The 16,909-nt window shown below is 61.6% G+C and carries 19 protein-coding genes; 11 read left to right on the forward strand and 8 right to left on the reverse strand.

The features are described from left to right. Positions 1–6: 6 nt before the first annotated feature. Entirely contained in the window at positions 7–1,149 is a 1,143-nt protein-coding gene (locus FBZ89_RS28955) for a PepSY-associated TM helix domain-containing protein (protein WP_186457643.1), read from the forward strand. Positions 1,150–1,536: 387 nt separating this feature from the next. Here the strand turns inward: FBZ89_RS28955 and FBZ89_RS28965 are convergent, their stop codons facing one another. Further along, positions 1,537–2,469: a LysR family transcriptional regulator gene (locus FBZ89_RS28965; protein ID WP_145754412.1), complete on the reverse strand. Its 933-nt coding sequence runs from the start codon at positions 2,467–2,469 to the stop codon at positions 1,537–1,539. Positions 2,470–2,577: 108 nt separating this feature from the next. Between FBZ89_RS28965 and FBZ89_RS28970 the strand changes: the two genes are divergently transcribed. Further along, complete coding sequence (locus FBZ89_RS28970; RefSeq protein WP_246172975.1) at positions 2,578–3,600, forward strand: zinc-dependent alcohol dehydrogenase family protein; 1,023 nt, start codon at positions 2,578–2,580, stop codon at positions 3,598–3,600. 30 nt (positions 3,601–3,630) lie between these two features. Here FBZ89_RS28970 and FBZ89_RS28975 read toward each other — a convergent pair whose 3' ends face one another. Next, a complete protein-coding gene (locus FBZ89_RS28975) occupies positions 3,631–5,058 on the reverse strand; it encodes an MFS transporter (protein ID WP_145754414.1) in 1,428 nt (475 codons plus the stop codon). A 135-nt stretch (positions 5,059–5,193) separates the two neighbouring features. Here FBZ89_RS28975 and FBZ89_RS28980 point away from each other — a divergent pair, with 135 nt between their 5' ends. Next, complete coding sequence (locus FBZ89_RS28980) at positions 5,194–6,099, forward strand: LysR family transcriptional regulator (RefSeq protein ID WP_145754416.1); 906 nt, start codon at positions 5,194–5,196, stop codon at positions 6,097–6,099. Between the two features lie 80 nt (positions 6,100–6,179). Here FBZ89_RS28980 and FBZ89_RS28985 read toward each other — a convergent pair whose 3' ends face one another. Then, positions 6,180–6,608: a tautomerase family protein gene (locus FBZ89_RS28985; protein ID WP_145754418.1), complete on the reverse strand. Its 429-nt coding sequence runs from the start codon at positions 6,606–6,608 to the stop codon at positions 6,180–6,182. 30 nt (positions 6,609–6,638) lie between these two features. After that, a complete protein-coding gene (locus FBZ89_RS28990) occupies positions 6,639–7,433 on the reverse strand; it encodes an SDR family NAD(P)-dependent oxidoreductase (RefSeq protein WP_145754419.1) in 795 nt (264 codons plus the stop codon). Between the two features lie 157 nt (positions 7,434–7,590). On the opposite strand from FBZ89_RS28990, the gene FBZ89_RS28995 reads away from it, so the two are divergent. Further along, positions 7,591–8,055: a winged helix-turn-helix transcriptional regulator gene (locus FBZ89_RS28995; protein WP_246172977.1), complete on the forward strand. Its 465-nt coding sequence runs from the start codon at positions 7,591–7,593 to the stop codon at positions 8,053–8,055. Here the strand turns inward: FBZ89_RS28995 and FBZ89_RS31275 are convergent. The 3 genes from FBZ89_RS31275 to FBZ89_RS29005 are packed head-to-tail and all read right to left on the reverse strand — an operon-like array spanning position 8,038 to position 9,514. Then, entirely contained in the window at positions 8,038–8,418 is a 381-nt protein-coding gene (locus tag FBZ89_RS31275) for a type 2 periplasmic-binding domain-containing protein (protein ID WP_211115405.1), read from the reverse strand. The genes FBZ89_RS28995 and FBZ89_RS31275 overlap by 18 nt on opposite strands. Further along, entirely contained in the window at positions 8,342–9,001 is a 660-nt protein-coding gene (locus FBZ89_RS32110) for a LysR family transcriptional regulator (protein WP_211115402.1), read from the reverse strand. The genes FBZ89_RS31275 and FBZ89_RS32110 overlap by 77 nt, the downstream gene beginning before the upstream one ends. Positions 9,002–9,025: 24 nt before the next feature. After that, positions 9,026–9,514: a universal stress protein gene (locus FBZ89_RS29005; RefSeq protein ID WP_186457644.1), complete on the reverse strand. Its 489-nt coding sequence runs from the start codon at positions 9,512–9,514 to the stop codon at positions 9,026–9,028. 181 nt (positions 9,515–9,695) lie between these two features. Here FBZ89_RS29005 and FBZ89_RS29010 point away from each other — a divergent pair, with 181 nt between their 5' ends. The 4 genes from FBZ89_RS29010 (at position 9,696) to FBZ89_RS29025 (ending at position 14,762) form a co-directional block, all read left to right on the forward strand. Then, the gene (locus FBZ89_RS29010) at positions 9,696–11,276 is read left to right on the forward strand and encodes an MFS transporter (RefSeq protein WP_145754422.1); all 1,581 of its coding nucleotides are present in this window, start codon (positions 9,696–9,698) and stop codon (positions 11,274–11,276) included. Between the two features lie 14 nt (positions 11,277–11,290). After that, positions 11,291–12,373 carry an HlyD family secretion protein gene (locus tag FBZ89_RS29015; RefSeq protein ID WP_145754424.1) on the forward strand — a complete coding sequence of 361 codons (1,083 nt, stop codon included), beginning with the start codon at positions 11,291–11,293 and terminating at the stop codon, positions 12,371–12,373. Next, positions 12,370–13,995: an efflux transporter outer membrane subunit gene (locus FBZ89_RS29020; RefSeq protein ID WP_425465982.1), complete on the forward strand. Its 1,626-nt coding sequence runs from the start codon at positions 12,370–12,372 to the stop codon at positions 13,993–13,995. Before FBZ89_RS29015 ends, FBZ89_RS29020 begins: the two co-directional genes overlap by 4 nt. Before the next feature lie 65 nt (positions 13,996–14,060). Continuing rightward, entirely contained in the window at positions 14,061–14,762 is a 702-nt protein-coding gene (locus FBZ89_RS29025; RefSeq protein WP_145754425.1) for a FadR/GntR family transcriptional regulator, read from the forward strand. Between the two features lie 25 nt (positions 14,763–14,787). On the opposite strand, the gene FBZ89_RS29030 is transcribed toward FBZ89_RS29025, so the two are convergent. Then, the gene (locus tag FBZ89_RS29030; protein ID WP_246172988.1) at positions 14,788–15,204 is read right to left on the reverse strand and encodes a GntR family transcriptional regulator; all 417 of its coding nucleotides are present in this window, start codon (positions 15,202–15,204) and stop codon (positions 14,788–14,790) included. A gap of 194 nt (positions 15,205–15,398) precedes the next feature. On the opposite strand from FBZ89_RS29030, the gene FBZ89_RS31280 reads away from it, so the two are divergent. The 3 genes from FBZ89_RS31280 to FBZ89_RS29045 are packed head-to-tail and all read left to right on the forward strand — an operon-like array spanning position 15,399 to position 16,811. Further along, on the forward strand, positions 15,399–15,857 hold the full coding sequence (locus tag FBZ89_RS31280) for a hypothetical protein (RefSeq protein ID WP_211115403.1): 459 nt from the start codon (positions 15,399–15,401) through the stop codon (positions 15,855–15,857). Positions 15,858–15,879: 22 nt separating this feature from the next. Then, positions 15,880–16,359 carry an NUDIX hydrolase gene (locus tag FBZ89_RS29040; RefSeq protein ID WP_211115404.1) on the forward strand — a complete coding sequence of 160 codons (480 nt, stop codon included), beginning with the start codon at positions 15,880–15,882 and terminating at the stop codon, positions 16,357–16,359. Positions 16,360–16,394: 35 nt separating this feature from the next. Further along, positions 16,395–16,811, forward strand: coding sequence for a VOC family protein (locus tag FBZ89_RS29045; RefSeq protein WP_145754428.1), 417 nt, complete (start codon positions 16,395–16,397; stop codon positions 16,809–16,811). Positions 16,812–16,909: the final 98 nt, after the last annotated feature.

Raw genomic sequence — 16,909 nt, forward strand, 5'->3', positions numbered from 1 at the left:
ACGGCTATGACGGCGGCAACCCTGCGGTACTGGCGCTGGGTCCACAAATGGTCCAGCCTGGTCTGTACTCTCTTCCTGCTGGTGCTGTGTCTCAGCGGCCTACCGCTGATCTTCGAGGACGAATTGGAAGACCTGTTGTCGCCGCTGCCTCGTGCGGCGGTGACGGCAGCTGATCACGACCTGGACCTGGACGCGGCCTTGGCCCAGGGATTGGAAAAGCATGCCGGGATGGTGCCCATGTCGCTGACCTGGCCGGCGGGGACGGAGCATCTGCTCTATCTGTGGACGGCACCGCGCCCCCAAGCCACCCCAGATGGCTTTCGCCTGACCATTATGGATCTGCGCGACGGCGCCGTACTGGCTGAGCCGCCGATCCGTCGCCGACCCACTGTCATCATCCGTACCCTGCATGCCGAGCTTTTCGCCGGCCTGCCCGGGTCGTTGCTTCTGTGCGCCATGGGCCTGCTTTTCCTGGCGGCCGTCGTGTCCGGTGTGGTGCTGTACGCCCCCTTCATGCGGCGCATGGCCTTTGGCACCATCCGGCGGGAGGGTGCCCGCCGAACGCGATGGCTGGATATCCACAACCTGGTGGGCATTGTCATCCTGGTGTGGACGGTGGTGGTCGGTGCCACGGGCGTGGCCAACACCCTGGCCCAACCTCTGTTCCGCCTATGGCAGGTAGATCAGCTGAGCGCCATGATCCGTCCTTGGGCCGGAAAGCCCATACCGGACCGAGTGGTCAGTGTCGGCGCCGCCGTGGCCGCCGCGTGGAAGGCGTTGCCGGCGGCTCGCCCGGAAAGCGTGGCCTATCCCTATTCCCGCTTCGGCAGCCCGCACCATTACATCGTGTGGATGCGGGGTGACGAGCCGCTGACCGCCCGGTTGGAAACCCCGGTGCTGGTGGATGCGGTCAGCGGCGAGGTGGCGGAGGTCCGGCCCTTGCCCTGGTACCTGCGGGCGCTGGAAATCTCGCGCCCCCTGCATTTCGGGGATTACGGTGGAGTGCCCTTGAAGATCATCTGGGCCCTAATGGATTTGGCCACCATCACCGTGCTGGGCAGCGGCCTTTATCTGTGGTCGGCCAAGCGAACGCCGGCACGGCGAAGTGGCGCCCGGACGACTGGCGCCCGGGTCGACCCCGTGGAGTGACAGGCATGGAAAGGTCCCAAAAGATTTGGCACTGGCCCGCGGTACTGGCGATTTCGACCATTATCGGCCTGTTGTCCGCGCTGTTGGGCCAGGAGGGGATATGGTGGATTCTATCCTGGATAAGCCTGGCGGCCCCCTTGGGCGTCATTGTCTGGAAAGGGCGTGTCCTATGGTTCACAGGGCAGGCCCGCTGACTCTCCTGCCTCAGCTTTAAATTGGAATAGGGACGATCCTATGTGGGGCGGATCCCTCCCACACCAGTTGGCACAGCCTTCTATCTGTCAGCCGGAGAATCCCCAAACCGCAAAAAATCGTTGATTCATTTATTTATCAACAGACCCTTAGCTCTCCTCGCTTCGACGGACCAGGGCCGCCGAGCGGGCAGGGTTACGGCGCCGACTGATCCCAACGCGCGACAGGCATAAGCCTCTCGACGAGCACGTCGACCACTACACGGACCTTGGGCGCGAGATCGCGGGAGCGTGGCCAGATCGCGGATATGGCGCCGTCCTCCACCGGCGTTGCGATCCCCACGACCTCAAGTCGTCCGCTGCGCAACTCGGCTTCGGCAAGCCAGGTTGAGAGATAGGCTATGCCGAGACCGGCGAGTGTGGCGTCCCGTAATGCTTCGCCATGGCTTATCGTGTAGCGCGGTCGGATCGAGATCTCGCTGACCTGCCCGTCGCTCTTGCAGAAGCGCCAGGGGAGGGGGCGTCCATCCTTGGCGAAGGCCAAGCAGTCGTGATCCGCCAGTTCCGACGCGGATCGGGGCCTCCCCCTGTGGTTCAGATAATCCGGTGACGCGCAGATGACGGAGCGTTGCGCGCCGATGCGACGCCCGATCACGCTGGCATGATTGCCGGGAGGACCGAGGCGTATAGCGAGATCGACCCCTTCCTCGACCAGATCCACCAGACGGTCCGTGAAGCTGACGTCCAGCTCCAGCTCCGGGTTTTGCGCCGCGATTTCCGCGAGGATCGGCATGATGCACAGCCGGCCGAAAGAGACCGGCAGATTTACCCGCAACAGGCCGGAGACGGATCGCTTTCGCGCGGCAAGCAGCGTCTCCGCCGCATTGAGTTCATCGAGGACCCTGAGGCAGCTTTGAAAATAAGCCTGCCCCTCCACCGTCAGGTTCAGCCGGCGCGTCGTGCGCGCGAGCAGTTGGACGCCGAGGCGATCTTCCAGACGGGCGACGCTCTTGCCGACAGCGGACTTCGACACGCCCATGCGCGCCGCTGCGGCGGTGAAGCTGCCGCTCTCGACCGTATGCACGAAGGCCGAGATGCCCTGGAGTTGGGAGTGAAGGTTCAGTGCCATCGATTGAAGACCAAATGGAGGAAATGTTAAGATCATATAGCGCAACTTGGTCCATATGATCGTCGATATGATCGCCCCGAAACATCGGAGGCGGTCATGAGTGACAGAATGAAGCGCTGGCAGTTGCCGGCATTTGGACGACGCAATCTCGAATTCGTGGATGTGCCGGTGCCCGCACCGGGTGCGCGGGAAATGCTCGTCCGGGTCGCCGCCGTCTCGCTCAACTATCGCGACAAGCTTGTCGTGGAGGGAGAACTTCTCCCCGATCTGCCCGCCATGCCGTTCGTTCCCGTTTCCGACATGGTCGGCGAGGTCGTGGCGGTCGGTCCAAGCGTCTCGCGCTTCGTGCCAGGCGACCGTGTGCTGGGAAACTTCTGGACCCAATGGATCGACGGTGCGCCGCCGCCCGAGATGGCGCGGCACGGGCAATCGCTGGGCGGGCCGCTGCCCGGCATGCTGAGCGAATACGTCGTTCTGCATGAGAACGTCGCCGTGGCCGCACCTGTCTCTCTGACGGACGAAGAGGCGTCGACCCTGCCAATCGCCGCATTGACCGCCTGGTTCGCGCTCGCCGAAACGGGGCCGGTCAAACCCGGCGATACCGTGCTGGTTCAGGGCACGGGCGGCGTAGCTCTATTCGGGATGCAGTTTGCTCAGGCCCTCGGCGCCCAAACGATCGTCACATCCCGAAGCGCCGAGAAGCTTGAGCGGGTAAGGGCGCTGGGGGCTTCCGCCTCGATCAACACCCGCGCGATGCCCGACTGGTCGCGGGTCGCCTGCGAGCTAACCGGCTCGCGGGGTGTCGACCATATCCTAGAGACGATCGGGGGCGATAACCTGATCCGTTCGATGGACGCTCTGGCCGCGGGGGGGCGCATCGCGCTGATCGGCTTCCTGGATGGACAGACCCTTCAATTGCCTGCCGTGCCGATCATGCTGAAGCGCTCGATCCTTCAGGGTATTTCGGTCGGTCATCGCCGCGCGTTCGAGACCATGAACCACGAGATCGACCGCCATCGCATCAAGCCCGTCATCGACACGGTCTATCCGATCGGGGATGCCCCCGCCGCTTTCGATCACCTGGAGCGGGGGCCATTCGGCAAAGTGGTGATCCGGCTCGCGCACAACTAATCGGCATGAACCGGCATCTACGATGAAGCTCTATTTTTTAGTAATGCTATGCCCTGCATTATGCGGAAGGTGCCAATAGGCGATGGTCGGCAATAAGGTAAGTAATGCCGTGAGCGAAAATGCCCAATGGAAATCAGTGATCTCGAAGGGTTGATTGTCCGTTAAAATCTCGCCTGGGTGCAAAGCGGTCGCTAGGTGCAAGCACACGGCACCGAAGGCGATGCCCAAGCCGGTCGTCATCTGCTGCATCGTGCTCCACAATGTGCTGGCAGAACTTTTCAAATCCTCCGAGATGTCAGCGTAACTCAAGGTCGTCATCGTCGAGAGCTGCAACGAGCGAGACAGCCCATAGATAAAAAGCATCAGGAACAGCGCTGGTCTCGGTGTCGATGGCGTCAGCCACGCAAAGGCCAGAATGGTCAAGGCTACGGCCGTGCCATTGGCAATTGCAACAGCGCGGAAGCCGAAGCGTCTCATGATTGGCGTGGTAACGGCTTTCATACCAAGATTGCCGATAGCCGCGACCAGCAACAGCAAACCGGAATGAAAGGCCGAGAGGCCGAAGCCGATCTGAAACAGCAACGGCAACAGGTAGGGCACGGCCTCAATCCCCGCCCTCGCAAAGCCGCCCCACCAAACGGAGGTGGTATAAGTCTGTACGCGAAACACTGCCAGATTGAGGATGGGGTGAGTGGTTTTTTGAAGATGAAGGATGGCGACAAGACCGGCAACGATCCCGGCGCCGATGATCCCGCCTGCCAGCACAAGGCTCGTATCCTGACGGCTTGCCAATTCCAGCCCATAGAGCAGCAAGACGAGAGATGCGCTGCTCAGCAGAAACCCTTTGACATCGAGCCTCCGTACATCCTGACCGGGCTGATTGGGAACGAAGACGGTAATGGCCGCAAACGCAGCCGCGGAAAATGGCACATTGAGAAAAAACACCCAGTGCCAGGACGCATAGGTGGTGATGAGGCCGCCCACGGTCGGGCCGACAACTGGGGCGATGATCGCGGGCCATGTGATGGTCGAGATCGCGCGCAGCATATGCACTTGATCCGTATTGCGCGCGACGATCATGCGACCCATCGGCACCATCATGGCCCCGCCGGCACCCTGCAACACGCGCGCTGTCGTAAAGGCAAGCACGCTGTCTGCCGATCCACACAGGACGGAGGCGATCGTGAAAATGATGACCGCGCTGCCGAACACCGTTCGGGTGCCATGCCGGTCCGCGATCCAACCGCTGATCGGAATGAGCACAGCCAGCGTGAGCATATAAGCCGTCATGCCCAGGCTGACTTCGTTGGGGCCGACATGGAAGGATCGCGCCATCTGCGGCAGAGCCGTAGCGATGATCGTCGTATCCAGACTTTCCATGAAATAGGTCGCTGCTACGATAAAAGGGAGAACAATACTGTTCTTCCCCACGCCTCGGGTGGCTGATGTTTTTTGCATGCTGGTGGATCTTCAGTGGCCGGGACGTTGTGTCTTCGGGCCACGATTATCGCTCCGCCTGATCGCCACAATGCGGAAGTTCCGCATGCAGACTTCGGCTGGCCCGAAGTCTGGGCATTTGGTATGAATCACAACATGCGTTTTGATTTCGTCGATCTTCGCCTGTTTTTGGCCGTGGTGGATGCCGGCAGCATCACCCATGGCGCAGTAGCAGTTGGCCTTTCCCTGCCGGCTGCCAGTGAACGCCTGCGTGCCATGGAGACCACGAGCGGGGTCAAACTTCTGGAGCGAGGCCGGCGCGGCGTATCCCCCACCAATGCTGGCGAGGCACTGGCGCATCACGCTGCGCTGGTTCAGCGTCAAATGATGCAGATGCAAGGCGAACTCGATGAGCATGCCAAAGGACTGAGGACCATCATTCGGCTCATGGCGCCCACCGCCGCGATCACCGAGTTCTTACCCGCACGGCTTGCGCCCTGGATGGCGGCGAACCCTCATACCGACGTTGATCTGAAGGAGCGGCAGAGTTCGGAGATAGTGAGGGCACTCTCAACCGGATTGGCGGAGATCGGCATCATCTCCGATACGGTCAGCACCGATGGCCTGCGGCTACGCCCCTTCGCGGTTGACCAACTGGTCGTCGTGGCACCTTCCGACCATCCGCTAGCAGGTCGGAAGGAAGTTCTTTTTGCCGACATCGTGCATGAGAACTTTATCGGTCTGTCAGAAGGCGCCTTGCAGGAAAATCTCGATGGGCGAGCTCTCATCGCCGGTGGTCGCCTCAAGACCCGCATACGAACACGGACCTTCGAAGGTATCTGTCGCATGACAGCCGACGGCGTTGGTCTTGGCGTTGTCCCGGCAACGACCGCACGCAACTGCCGCCGTTTCATGAAGATTGCGCTGGTTCGCCTGGCTGATGATTGGGCCACACGCCAGTTTTCGGTCTGCACTCTGGCTCAGGAGAACATCGCTCCCGCAGCACGCGCGTTGGCTGATCATCTGATGTCAGTGAATCATGAGCGGCAGGCCGCTGGTTAGGTCGCTTCAATAGCTTTGTTGCTGTTAGATCCGATTGCAGCCCCGCCCGTCCGGTGGAAGCGGGCGAGACTGCAAATACCTTAAGCCTGCTCGTAAGCCGAAGGCTTGTTCTCGGTTCTCCACTGAATTTCAGCCGGTGTATTCGGCAGAGGCGGCTTGAACCCGTTGATGGTCCACAACTCAAACGGCGTGTCGTCGACGTGCAGTTCCCAGCGGTAGCCGCGACCGCTGACATAGGGTTCGAGAACGCGGGCGCATCCTTTCAGGAACTGTCGCTGTTGTTCTGGATCGGTGATCGAGCGCGCGATGTGCTCGATGACGACCCGCACGAAATCGCCGGCTGGTTCGCCCCCGATATAGAGGTTCATTTTCGGTACCGTATGGAAAAAGACGTTCACATAAAAGCGAGGCAGGAAGCTTTCATAGATGCCGGTGATCTTCTGTGCGAGTTCCTGCTTGTCCGCATCGGTGAAGGCATTTTCGGGATGATAGATTTGCCACATCGGCATGACGGTTCTCCTTTCTGAAATTATCCTGGATCAGGCCGAAGCCTTGGCGTAGCGCTCAGTCGGCCGACCGCTCTGGGTCACGCCCTTGATCAGTACGCCACGCGCGGCGTCGAATTGCTCCCACGCGGCAACGTCGGGCAGGTTCGGGAAAGTGATCGTTTCGCCCTGATCGAGCGCCGCAAGCGCGGTATCGACCAGCATTTCGGCCGACATGAACAGCGCATCGGGAAACGGCGTGGGTTTGTCGCCGAAGAACTCGGAACGAACGGGGCCAGGCATCACCGCCTGAACGGTGACGCCGCTTTCCGGCAACTCGCCTTGCAGCGCGAGAGAGAAATTAAGGACATAGGATTTCGAGCCGCTGTACCCGCTGGCTCCCGGCACCGGCATCATGGCGATGACCGAACCCATATTGATGATCGTGCCTCGTTTGATGGCTGCGAAGCGGCGCACGGCAGCCAGCGACAGGCGCGTCAGGGCAAGGACGTTGACCTTCAGCATGCCGTCCGCCGTCACCGGGTCGATCATCGCCGGCGGGCCGAGCGCGCCAAGGCCGGTGATATTGGCGAGGATGGCAAGATCGGGTGTGTCGCGCACCAGCGCCTCGATCCGGCCGAGATCGGTTTCGTTGGTCAGGTCGGCGGTAAAAACCTCGACCTTGCGACCGTGACGGCCGCGAATCTCGCTCGCAAGGCTTTCAAGGCGGTCGCGACGGCGCGCGACCAACACAGGATCATGGCCACGCCCGGCGACGCGATCCGCATAGACGGCACCGATACCGGATGACGCCCCGGTGACGAGGGCTATCGAAGGGGATTTTGTCATGCTCGACTCCGCGCCTCGCTGATGCGTCAGACAGTAGCTCTTATTATGAGAGTGATGAAGCTCCAATTATCAGAGTGACAAAATATCGCGTCGTATCCATGATGCAGGCGTGAATTTTACGAAGCGGGGAACGATGCGCTCGAAGGGGTTTGCGGGCATGAGGTGCTCGGTCGCGACCGTGATGGGCGCGGTTGGCGACCGCTGGGCCATGCTCATCATGCGCGACCTGATCCTTGGTCTGACGCGCTATGATGATTTGCAGCGATCGACCGGCGTCACCAACGCCACCTTGTCGGATCGCCTCAAGGCCCTCGAACAGAACGGGCTGGTCGAGCGGCGGCAATATCAGGTCCGACCTGATCGCTATGAATATATCCCGACCGAAAAAGGCCGGGACATTGGTCTGCTGATGCAGGCGATGGTGCAGGTTGGCGACAAATGGAATCGCGCAGACCCGAAAGGACCTCCGCTCTGTTTCGTGGATGGGCAATCAGGACATGCAGTGAAGCTAGCGGCTGTTGATGTGGAAACCGGCGCATCTATTCCGGTGGAGCACATCAAGGTGCGCCCGGGCTGCGGTGCGGATGAATTGATGCGATGGCGATTAAGTCGCCTGATATAAAAGCTCGGATCCATCATCCATATTTCTGGATGCCATGGTCGTGGCTTGCTTTGAGAAAGTCCGCGCCATACTTAGAAGACGCCGGAAGGCGGGATTGTCATTGCGTGGCGACCACACCGCGCTGAAGGGTAAAGTCTCATCTGCAATCGGTCGATAGACGATGCCAGGAAAAGCCACTCCGGTTGTCGCCTCGCTGGTGAGCGTCACCCCCCTACCGAGCGTGACAAGCTTCATGAGGTTGTCGCGTGCGACGTCGCACCGCTCCACGGTTGGATGATGGTTCAACTCAGCCAAATTCTTCATGAGATAGTCGTGGATCTCCCGGACCAGGATTAGTCTCGCTGACGATGAAATGTTCGTCACGAAGACCGTCCCAAACAATATCTTCACGCTCGGCCAAGCGATGATTGTGAGGGAGGACAACGAAGACTCGTTCCTCCCAAAAATGGGCGGCGTCGCAGCCGTAAGCGATGGGTTCGCCTTTGAGGAAGGCGACATCTATCCGGTGATGTTGTACGGCGGCGACGTGCTCCATGGGACTGCCTTCGGTGACGTCGATATGAACGAGGGGATTTTCGAACTGATAGGCTTGCAGCAAGTCGGCGAGGAAGCCGGAAGCCAACGAAGAGAAGATACCGATCCGCACGATGCCGACTTCGCCTCGTCCTGCTGCACCGGCATCCTTCAAAGCGTATTCTATGCGACCCACAGCCCAGCGGGCGTGGGTCAAGAATTTGCTGCCCGCATTGGTGAGCGTTACACCACCGTGATTGCGGATGAACAGCGCAACACCGATCTGATCTTCCAGATCTCTGACACCTCGACTGATCGTCGATTCCCAAACGCCAAGCTCGATAGCCGCTTGGCGGAAGCTTCGCTTTTCCGCGGCAGCCAGAACGTAGCGGAGATATTGCAGGACAATTTTTGAGGCGGAGGGACTCATCATGCTCAGCGTGCCGTCGTTGGTATTTCATCCTTGTCGGATTGCCGGAGCGGAATGCTTCCCATCGGGCGACGGAACGACCAGTACCGGGACGGACACTTTTCCCAAAACCTCATGACAGACGGAGCGCTCCGTCATCCGGCCGAGCCAAGACAGGTGCCGATGCCCAAGCACGACCGCATCGCATCCGAGAACGGCAGCTATTTCCAGAATCTGCTCCGCCGGTTCTCCCTGAACGACTGAGCCTTCCGCACACAATTTCTGCTCGCTGAGCCGCAGAACGACACGGGCAACGAGGTCGTCCGCCCCTTCGCGTTCCATCGCAGCGGCTGGATAGTCGATCTCATCGGTCGCATTGGGCCGGACACCATCCGGCTCCGTGAGGAAATAAGCGGGGTCGACCACGCAAAGGACATGCAGTGAGGCGCCGAACGCTCTCGCCAGATCGGTGGCGACGGTGATGACGCCTTCCGTTCGGTCAGACCCATCGATCCCGACCAAGATCGCATGAAACATTCGTTGACTCCCTTGGTGCGGCATGGCTCTTGTAATCATTAAACATCCTATGTTAGGACGATCCTATGTCACAAGTCCAGCCATATCACTCCTCCGAACGGTGCCGACTAAAATTGCCCTCACATGGCGAAGCCAACGCCGCCCAAAGGCGCCAGGCGCAGCTTGGCCTGGAGGCCCTGGCATGACCGGATCAGTCGCACAGGCGTCTGCGGCTGCTGCCCCGGCTTCGCCTCGGGGTGGTCCCGCACCCTTCTCGCCGCGCATTGCCGCCGGCCTCGCGGGCGTGCTGATCGCCGTGCTGGTCTCGGGCTTCAACGAGCACGTCACGGATATCGACATGACCGATATCCGGGGCGCCCTGGGGATTGGCCATGACGAAGGAACGTGGCTGACCGCGCTCTACGAGGCGTTTCAGGTGTCGGCGATGGCCTTTGCGCCTTGGTGCGCCGTCACGTTCTCGCTTCGCCGATTTACTATCGCGATGGTCGGCTTGTTCGCCCTGCTGGCGGCGGCCGCACCGGTCATGCCCGACCTGCCCAGCCTTTACATCCTCCGGGCGATCCAGGGATTTGCCGGCGGCGCCCTTCCGCCGATGCTCATGACCGTGGCGTTGCGCTACCTGCCGCCCAAGGGGAAGATATATGGTCTGGGCGCCTATGCCTTGACGGCGACCTGCGGCCCCAATCTCGCGACGCCGCTCGCGGCACTTTGCTTCGAGTATTTCGGTTGGCGGGCGGTCTTCTGGGAAGCCATCCCGCTCAGCATCGTCAGCATGCTGCTGGTCTTCTATGGCCTTCCCCAGGATCCGCTGAGGCTGGAGCGATTTCGGCAGTTCGACTGGCGCGGCCTGCTTTTGGGCTTCCCTGCCATTTGCATGCTCGTCATCGGGCTGATGCAGGGTGATCGGCTGGATTGGTTCCGCTCGCCCCTGATCTGCCATTTGATCGTCGCCGGCATCTTTCTGTTCACGATGTTCCTGCTGAACGAGTGGTTTCAGCCACTTCCATTCTTCCGCATTCAGATGCTGCGTTCGCGCGACCTGTCCTTTTCGCTCATCGCCGTGGCGACCGTGCTGGTCCTGGCCGTCGCGAATGTCGATGTTCCATCCACCTATCTGGCGGAAGTGCGAGGCTATCGGCCGCTACAGGTGGCGCCGATGGCGCTCGTCGTCGCCATGCCGCAGTTGCTTGCATTGCCGCTCGTTTCGACGCTCTGCAATATCCGGCGAGTCGATTGCCGGTGGGTGCTCGCAGGCGGCCTGCTGCTCATGGGCGCTTCGGCCTATGGCGGGAGCCTCGTCACATCGGACTGGTTCCGGGGCAATTTCTATCTATTGCAAGCCTTCCAGGTCTTCGGGCAGCCGATGGCGATCATTCCGATCCTCATGCTGGCGACGATGAAGCTGGCGCCGACCGATGGGCCGTTCGTCTCGGGCATGTTCAACATGGTCAAGGGCTTCGCCAATGCGATCGCGGCAGGCCTCATCAGCTTCCTCGAAACCTGGCGGGAGCACACCCATTCCAACGTCCTGCTCGATCATTATGGCGCGTCGCGCTTCATGCTCTCCGGCTTGAACGCTGGTCCGAGCGATCTTGCCACCTTCGCGCAATCGGTGCGCGCCCAAGCCCTGGTCCTGACGACGGCCGATATCGACCTCGTGATGATCGGCATTGCCGCCGCTCTCTTCCTTCTCATCCCCGTTCTGCCGACACGCGTCTACCCGCCCGCTTCTGCGAGCATCCCGACGCCTGCGGCACGCTGATGCCCGGAGTCTCCATGACACGAATAAAGAAACTGCTTCTCGGCGGCGGCGTGGCGGCCTGCGCCATCATCGCTCTGTTCGCCGATCGGCTTCTCCTGGGGGATGGGAGAACGGAGGTGACCGATGACGCCTATGTCACGGCCGATTTCTCGATCGTCGCGCCCAAGGTGGGCGGGTTGATCGACACGGTGAGCGTCGAGGACAATCAGCAGGTCCGTGCGGGCCAGGAACTCGCCCATATCGACGATCGTGATTATCGTTCTGCCGTCGCCGCGGCCGAGGCTGCGCTGGCCTCCGCACAGGCCAAGGTTGAGGGCCTTACGGCAAGGCTGGCCCGGCAGAGGCCGATCATCGCACAAGCTGAAGCGACCATACGCTCGGACGATGCGGCATTGGGCTTCGCCCAAGCCAATGCCACACGTTATCACAACCTCTCGCGCGGCGGCGCTGGCACTGTGGAACAGCAACAACAGTCCGCTTCGCAGCTCCAGCAAGCGGTGGCTGCGAAGGATCGTGATGTTGCCGCCGCTGCGGCCGCCCAGCAAGAACTTGCCGTCTTGGCGGCCCAGCGTGACGAGGCCGGGGCGGAGGTAAAACGCGCGCAAGCCGCGTTGGAGCAAGCACGCCTCAATTTGTCGTACACACACATCCTTGCACCGATCGATGGCGTCGTTGGCCAGCGCAGCCTGCGGGTCGGCAACTTTGTCAGTCCCGGCACGGCGTTACTGGCTGTGGTGCCGTTGCAATCGGCCTATGTGCTGGCCAACTTCCAGGAAACCCAGCTCACGCATTTGATGCCGGGCCAAAAGGCGCGCATTATCGTCGATAGCTTCCAAGGCCAGACGCTCAATGGCACCGTCGATAGCCTGGCGCCCGCGAGCGGCATCGCCTTTTCACCCATTCCTCCCGACAATGCCACCGGAAACTTCACCAAGGTAGTGCAGCGAATTCCGCTGAAGATCGGGCTCGATCCCGGACAGGCGCTGGCGCAGCGTCTGCGTGTCGGTATGTCGGTCGAGGTCAGTCTGGATATGGCGCGTTCGGGTCATGACGACCGAAACGCTCCCCAGAGCTTCAATCACGAGGCCGGCCGATGACGATGGTCCGAACCCTCATGTCTGGCGCAAGCCGCTGTGCGATGGCTGGAGCGCTTCTGTTCCTCGGCGCCTGCACCGTCGGGCCGGACTGGCACGAACCCACGCCCGTGCTTCCGGCCATCTTTTCGCCGCCAGTGGGCGAGTCCGCCGCCAGCCAGGTGGACGGCGCCGACATCGACCCCGCATGGTGGACGATTTTCGACGATGCCGAATTGTCGTCCCTCGAACGCAGGGTCGCGTCAACGAACCTCGACGTGGCGGAAGCGACGGCCCGCCTGGCGGAGAGCCGGGCTGAACGGCGAATGGTTGGCGCAGATCAATATCCCTCTACCAATGCGAACGCGTCCTACGCTCGTGAGCGGGCGAGCCCGAACGGCGTGCTGAGTCTGCTTGGAACGACGCAACAGCAAAGCACGGCCACAATCGCGAATGGCAGTCCTGGGTTCGGACCAACGTCCTTGCCGGGTAGCAGCGGCGCGGCTCCGTTCGATCTCTGGCAATATGGCTTCGACGCCTCTTGGGAACTCGACCTTTGGGGACGGGTGCGACGCGCCGTGGAGGCGGCGGGTGCTGCGGTCGACGCCACGGCGGACTTACGTCGGGGTGTTCTCGTCAGCGCGCTCGCGGAAACTGCGCGCGATTATCTCCAGCTTCGCGGTGTGCAGGCGCAGATCGCGATTACCCGGCAGAATCTGGATATCGCGACACATAGCCTGTCGATGACGCAACTGCGTCTCGCCAACGGCGCCACGACCAATCTGGACGTTGCCAACGCTGCCGCGCAGGTATCGGCGGTCCAGGCGGGATTGCCAGCGCTCCAGAAGCAGGAAGCGCAGCTCGTCAATGCCCTGAGCTTCCTCCTGGGGGCACCCCCTCGCACCCTGGCCGCAGAACTGGCGACACCGAAACCCATCCCGCCTGTCCCACCCCGCATTCCGGTCGGCCTGCCGTCCGAACTGGCGCGGCAGCGGCCGGACATCCGCTCCGCTGAAGCGCGTCTCCACGAGGCGACGGCCGATATCGGGGTGGCGGTCGCCGACTTCTACCCGCGTATCACGCTCGGTGGGAGCTTCGACATCCAGGCGCTACAGTTCTCCGGTCTCGGTTCCTGGGAGTCTCAGCAATATGGCCTCGGCCCCTCGATCAGCCTGCCGATCTTCGAAGGCGGCCGTTTGCATGGCGCGCTGGAGCTGCGGAAAGCGCAGCAGAAACAGGCCGCCATTATCTATCAGCGCACCGTGCTGCAAGCCTGGCACGAGGTCGATGATGCGCTCACCGCCTACAACGCCGCACAAAATCAGCGCAGCCAGTGGCTGGATGCCGTGCGCCAAAACCGGATCGCGCTGGCGACGGCCCAATCGCAATATGCGCAGGGCGCTATCGATTTCCTCAACGTGCTAACCATCCAAAATCAGCTTTTAAGCGTGGAGCGCGCTCTCGTTCAGGCCGATACGGATACGGATATCGCGCTGGCGAGCCTTTACAAGGCGCTCGGGGGAGGGTGGCAGTCCGACTTCCCGATCGAGGCGGTCGACGCGGGTGGCAGGCGAGGGGCGGCGATTGGCCCGCCTTCCGCCTCCGACATGGCCGGCGCGCTTGCTGCCGACCGAAGTGAAAGATAGGATCATACGATCTATGAAAATGGCCAGCTATTAATGATGCGGGTCATCCAACGAGGTTGAAATCCATGTCTACGGCAACACCTCTTCCGCAAGCGCCTCGCACCTCGCTGGTCGAATCGACGATTGGCCTCATTCGAACCCAGATCGAAAGTGGCGCCTGGAAAGTCGGCGGACGCATTCCGAGAGAGCCTGATCTTGCCGACATGCTGCAGGTCGGCCGCAATACTGTCCGCGAAGCGATCCGGGTCCTCTCCCACGCGCAAGTGCTGGAAGTCCGACAGGGGGACGGCACCTATGTCCGCTCCAGCGTCGATCCGGCGGAAGTCATGCGCCGGGTGAGTCATTCCAGCCTGCGGGATCATTTCGAGCTGCGGGCCATCCTGGAGACCGAAGCCGCCCGTCTCGCCGCGACACGCCGGACGGATGAGGACCTCGAACGGTTGGGTCAGCTTTTGCATGCACGCGGTGACGCACCCGTCGAAGGCGATCTCGCCGGGTTCGTCGATCGTGATTTCGCCTTTCATGCGGCGGTCGCGACGGCGGCGCACAATACGGCTCTGACGGAACTCTATCGCTACTTCTCGGTGGCCGTCCGCCAAAACACGCAGGCGGTTCTGGTGGAGCAAGAGCTGCCGGAGCCAGGCCTCGCCGCGCACGCCAGAATCGTCGACGCTATCGAGCGCCAGGACTCGGAGCGGGCAGCCAAAGCCGCCCGCGCCGTTATGGCGCCGGTCATTACCAAGCTCACCGAGCTTTTGGGCGGCTGACGCAGGTCAGTCGGGCCAATTCGCTTCAACCGACGGCAGGCAGCGTTTCGCCCGCGAGCAACCGCCGCGCCAGGGCTTCCGCTTCGGCAACGGATTCCACGGTCGCCTGTGGCGTTCCAAACGCCCGCGCCGTGCCGGCCATCTGAGCTTCGAGCGCGATGCGCCTGTTGGAATCGGGCTCGACGATGATTAGACCCAGGCAAAGGGCCGCAAGGGCCTCCTTGTTCTGCTTAAGCCACAGCCCTCTCAACTTGCGATCCTCATGATCCTCCTGCTGCGCTGCTGGAGGATAAATCAGGACGAACTGCTTCTCCGTTGCGAGTAGCCCATGCATCTCCCCGCACCAGGCGGCCGCATAGCCCGGAACGGCGGCGGCCGGCCGTAGCCGCACGAGGGGGAAATCGGTCAGATCGTGGATCGTGAGAGGGATCGTCGTGTTCACGGCGTGCTTCTCGGTTTCGAGTTTGGAGATTATACATCCAGTCATCCAAACATCCTATGTATAATGACGAATGCGATCAACCAAGTGACACAGGCACTGTCCATCATCCTGCGCGAGCAGATAGACCATCAGCGTGCCTGATGTCGGCGACAGTCGTGCTTTACGCTTAGCGTCCTCCTCGACAGAGCTATAGGATGATGCACGAACGAAGGGGGATCTGCCGCGTGCTGCCAAGCAACGCCGCTCTGCTGATCATCGACCTGCAGAAGGCCATCGACGACCATCCTTGGGCAGTTCACGGTCCCCGCAATAATCCCGAGGCCGAGACCGTGGTGGCGCGCCTGCTCGCTGCTTGGCGGGAAGCGGGCCGGCCAATCTCGAACGCCGATCTCGCCCGGCTCGCGATGCTGACGCCGCAAACGGTGAGCGTCATCGTCGCCAACCTGGAGCGCGCCGCGACGATCCGGCGGCTGCCCCATGGTGTCCATGGGCGTATCCTGCAAATCGAACTGACGCCGAGTGGACTGTCGTTGCTGCGACGATGCCGGGAGCGCGTACAGGCGCTGGAGCGCGAGGTGTCGCAGTCGCTTTCCGAAGTGGAGGAGGCAGTGGTCAAGCGCTGGCTGGCGGGCGTTGCCAAGGGCGAGCCATAGAACCGGAATGGGAGAGCCCGCCATGCCCACTGAAACCTCCGGCCCCCTTCCTGCCGCCTCCGCGCCTCGTCCGATTGCGGCAGTGATCGCGGTCGTATCTCACGAGGGCCGGATCCTTCTGGTGCGGCGCGCCAACCCGCCGGATGCTGGTTTCTGGGGCTTTCCCGGGGGCAAGATCGAAGCGGGGGAGACCATCGAAAACGCGGCGGTCCGCGAGCTTCTGGAGGAGACGGGGGTTCGCGCCGCACCGCTCCGCGCGTTCACGGCGGTCGATGCCTTCGATCATGACGAACAGGGGCAGCTTCGCCAGCATTTCGTGTTGATCGCCGTGCTCTGCAAATGGACATCCGGCGAACCGATGGCCGGAGACGATGCCCTTGAAGCGCGATGGTTTCACCTCGACGAACTCGACGAGGCCGGGCTGGCGCTCAGCCTCGACGTCGCCAAGGTGGCGCGGCAGGCAGACAGCCTTCGTGCCGAGGCGTTTGCGCCAGTCGCATAATTTAATCATTTCGACAAAGCTGCTCTGGAGGTCCCATGCTCCTTCTCGATCATGTTTCCATCGGTGTGCCTGACCTTGCCGCGGCTCGGCCGTTTTACGATGCAATCATGAACACGCTTGGGGCGCGCAAGGTCTACGATCGTCCCGACGCCATTGGTTATGGCGAGCGCTGTTCAGCCGACGATCTTCGCTCTAGTTGCCTGGCCATCTATCTGGATCCAGCCCCGATCACGGCAAGCCGGCGTCATTGGTGCTTCAAGGCAGCCACGCGCGAGCAGGTTGATGACTTTCATAAGCTAGGTATGGCGGCTGGAGGGCGTTCAGACGGTGACCCCGGCCTGCGCTCTCATTATCACGATCAGTATTACGGCGCGTTCCTGATCGACCCGGCTGGCAACAAAGTGGAAGCTGTGTGTCATGCGGGAAGCGTAGACTGGACTAGAAGATGCTAATAGCATGTGTGGACGGCCCCGCCGAAACAAGGTGTTGGCGTAAGATTTTGTTTGGGTTGAAAGCGGTCATGTGTCCGGCCTTTGTGCGCGGTCGACAG

Source organism: Nitrospirillum amazonense, assembly GCF_007828045.1.
GTDB lineage: Bacteria > Pseudomonadota > Alphaproteobacteria > Azospirillales > Azospirillaceae > Nitrospirillum > Nitrospirillum amazonense_C.

Coding starts and splice junctions, on each gene's coding strand:
- FBZ89_RS28975 (WP_145754414.1), bottom strand. CDS start 5,058: ATGCAAAAAACATCAGCCACCCGAGGCGTGGGGAAGAACAGTATTGTT.
- FBZ89_RS28955 (WP_186457643.1), top strand. CDS start 7: ATGACGGCGGCAACCCTGCGGTACTGGCGCTGGGTCCACAAATGGTCC.
- FBZ89_RS29025 (WP_145754425.1), top strand. CDS start 14,061: ATGTCTACGGCAACACCTCTTCCGCAAGCGCCTCGCACCTCGCTGGTC.
- FBZ89_RS32110 (WP_211115402.1), bottom strand. CDS start 9,001: ATGATGAGTCCCTCCGCCTCAAAAATTGTCCTGCAATATCTCCGCTAC.
- FBZ89_RS28980 (WP_145754416.1), top strand. CDS start 5,194: ATGCGTTTTGATTTCGTCGATCTTCGCCTGTTTTTGGCCGTGGTGGAT.
- FBZ89_RS29015 (WP_145754424.1), top strand. CDS start 11,291: ATGACACGAATAAAGAAACTGCTTCTCGGCGGCGGCGTGGCGGCCTGC.
- FBZ89_RS28990 (WP_145754419.1), bottom strand. CDS start 7,433: ATGACAAAATCCCCTTCGATAGCCCTCGTCACCGGGGCGTCATCCGGT.
- FBZ89_RS29010 (WP_145754422.1), top strand. CDS start 9,696: ATGACCGGATCAGTCGCACAGGCGTCTGCGGCTGCTGCCCCGGCTTCG.
- FBZ89_RS29005 (WP_186457644.1), bottom strand. CDS start 9,514: ATGTTTCATGCGATCTTGGTCGGGATCGATGGGTCTGACCGAACGGAA.
- FBZ89_RS28985 (WP_145754418.1), bottom strand. CDS start 6,608: ATGCCGATGTGGCAAATCTATCATCCCGAAAATGCCTTCACCGATGCG.
- FBZ89_RS29045 (WP_145754428.1), top strand. CDS start 16,395: ATGCTCCTTCTCGATCATGTTTCCATCGGTGTGCCTGACCTTGCCGCG.
- FBZ89_RS29040 (WP_211115404.1), top strand. CDS start 15,880: ATGCCCACTGAAACCTCCGGCCCCCTTCCTGCCGCCTCCGCGCCTCGT.
- FBZ89_RS28995 (WP_246172977.1), top strand. CDS start 7,591: ATGAGGTGCTCGGTCGCGACCGTGATGGGCGCGGTTGGCGACCGCTGG.
- FBZ89_RS28965 (WP_145754412.1), bottom strand. CDS start 2,469: ATGGCACTGAACCTTCACTCCCAACTCCAGGGCATCTCGGCCTTCGTG.
- FBZ89_RS28970 (WP_246172975.1), top strand. CDS start 2,578: ATGAAGCGCTGGCAGTTGCCGGCATTTGGACGACGCAATCTCGAATTC.
- FBZ89_RS31280 (WP_211115403.1), top strand. CDS start 15,399: ATGATGCACGAACGAAGGGGGATCTGCCGCGTGCTGCCAAGCAACGCC.
- FBZ89_RS29020 (WP_425465982.1), top strand. CDS start 12,370: ATGACGATGGTCCGAACCCTCATGTCTGGCGCAAGCCGCTGTGCGATG.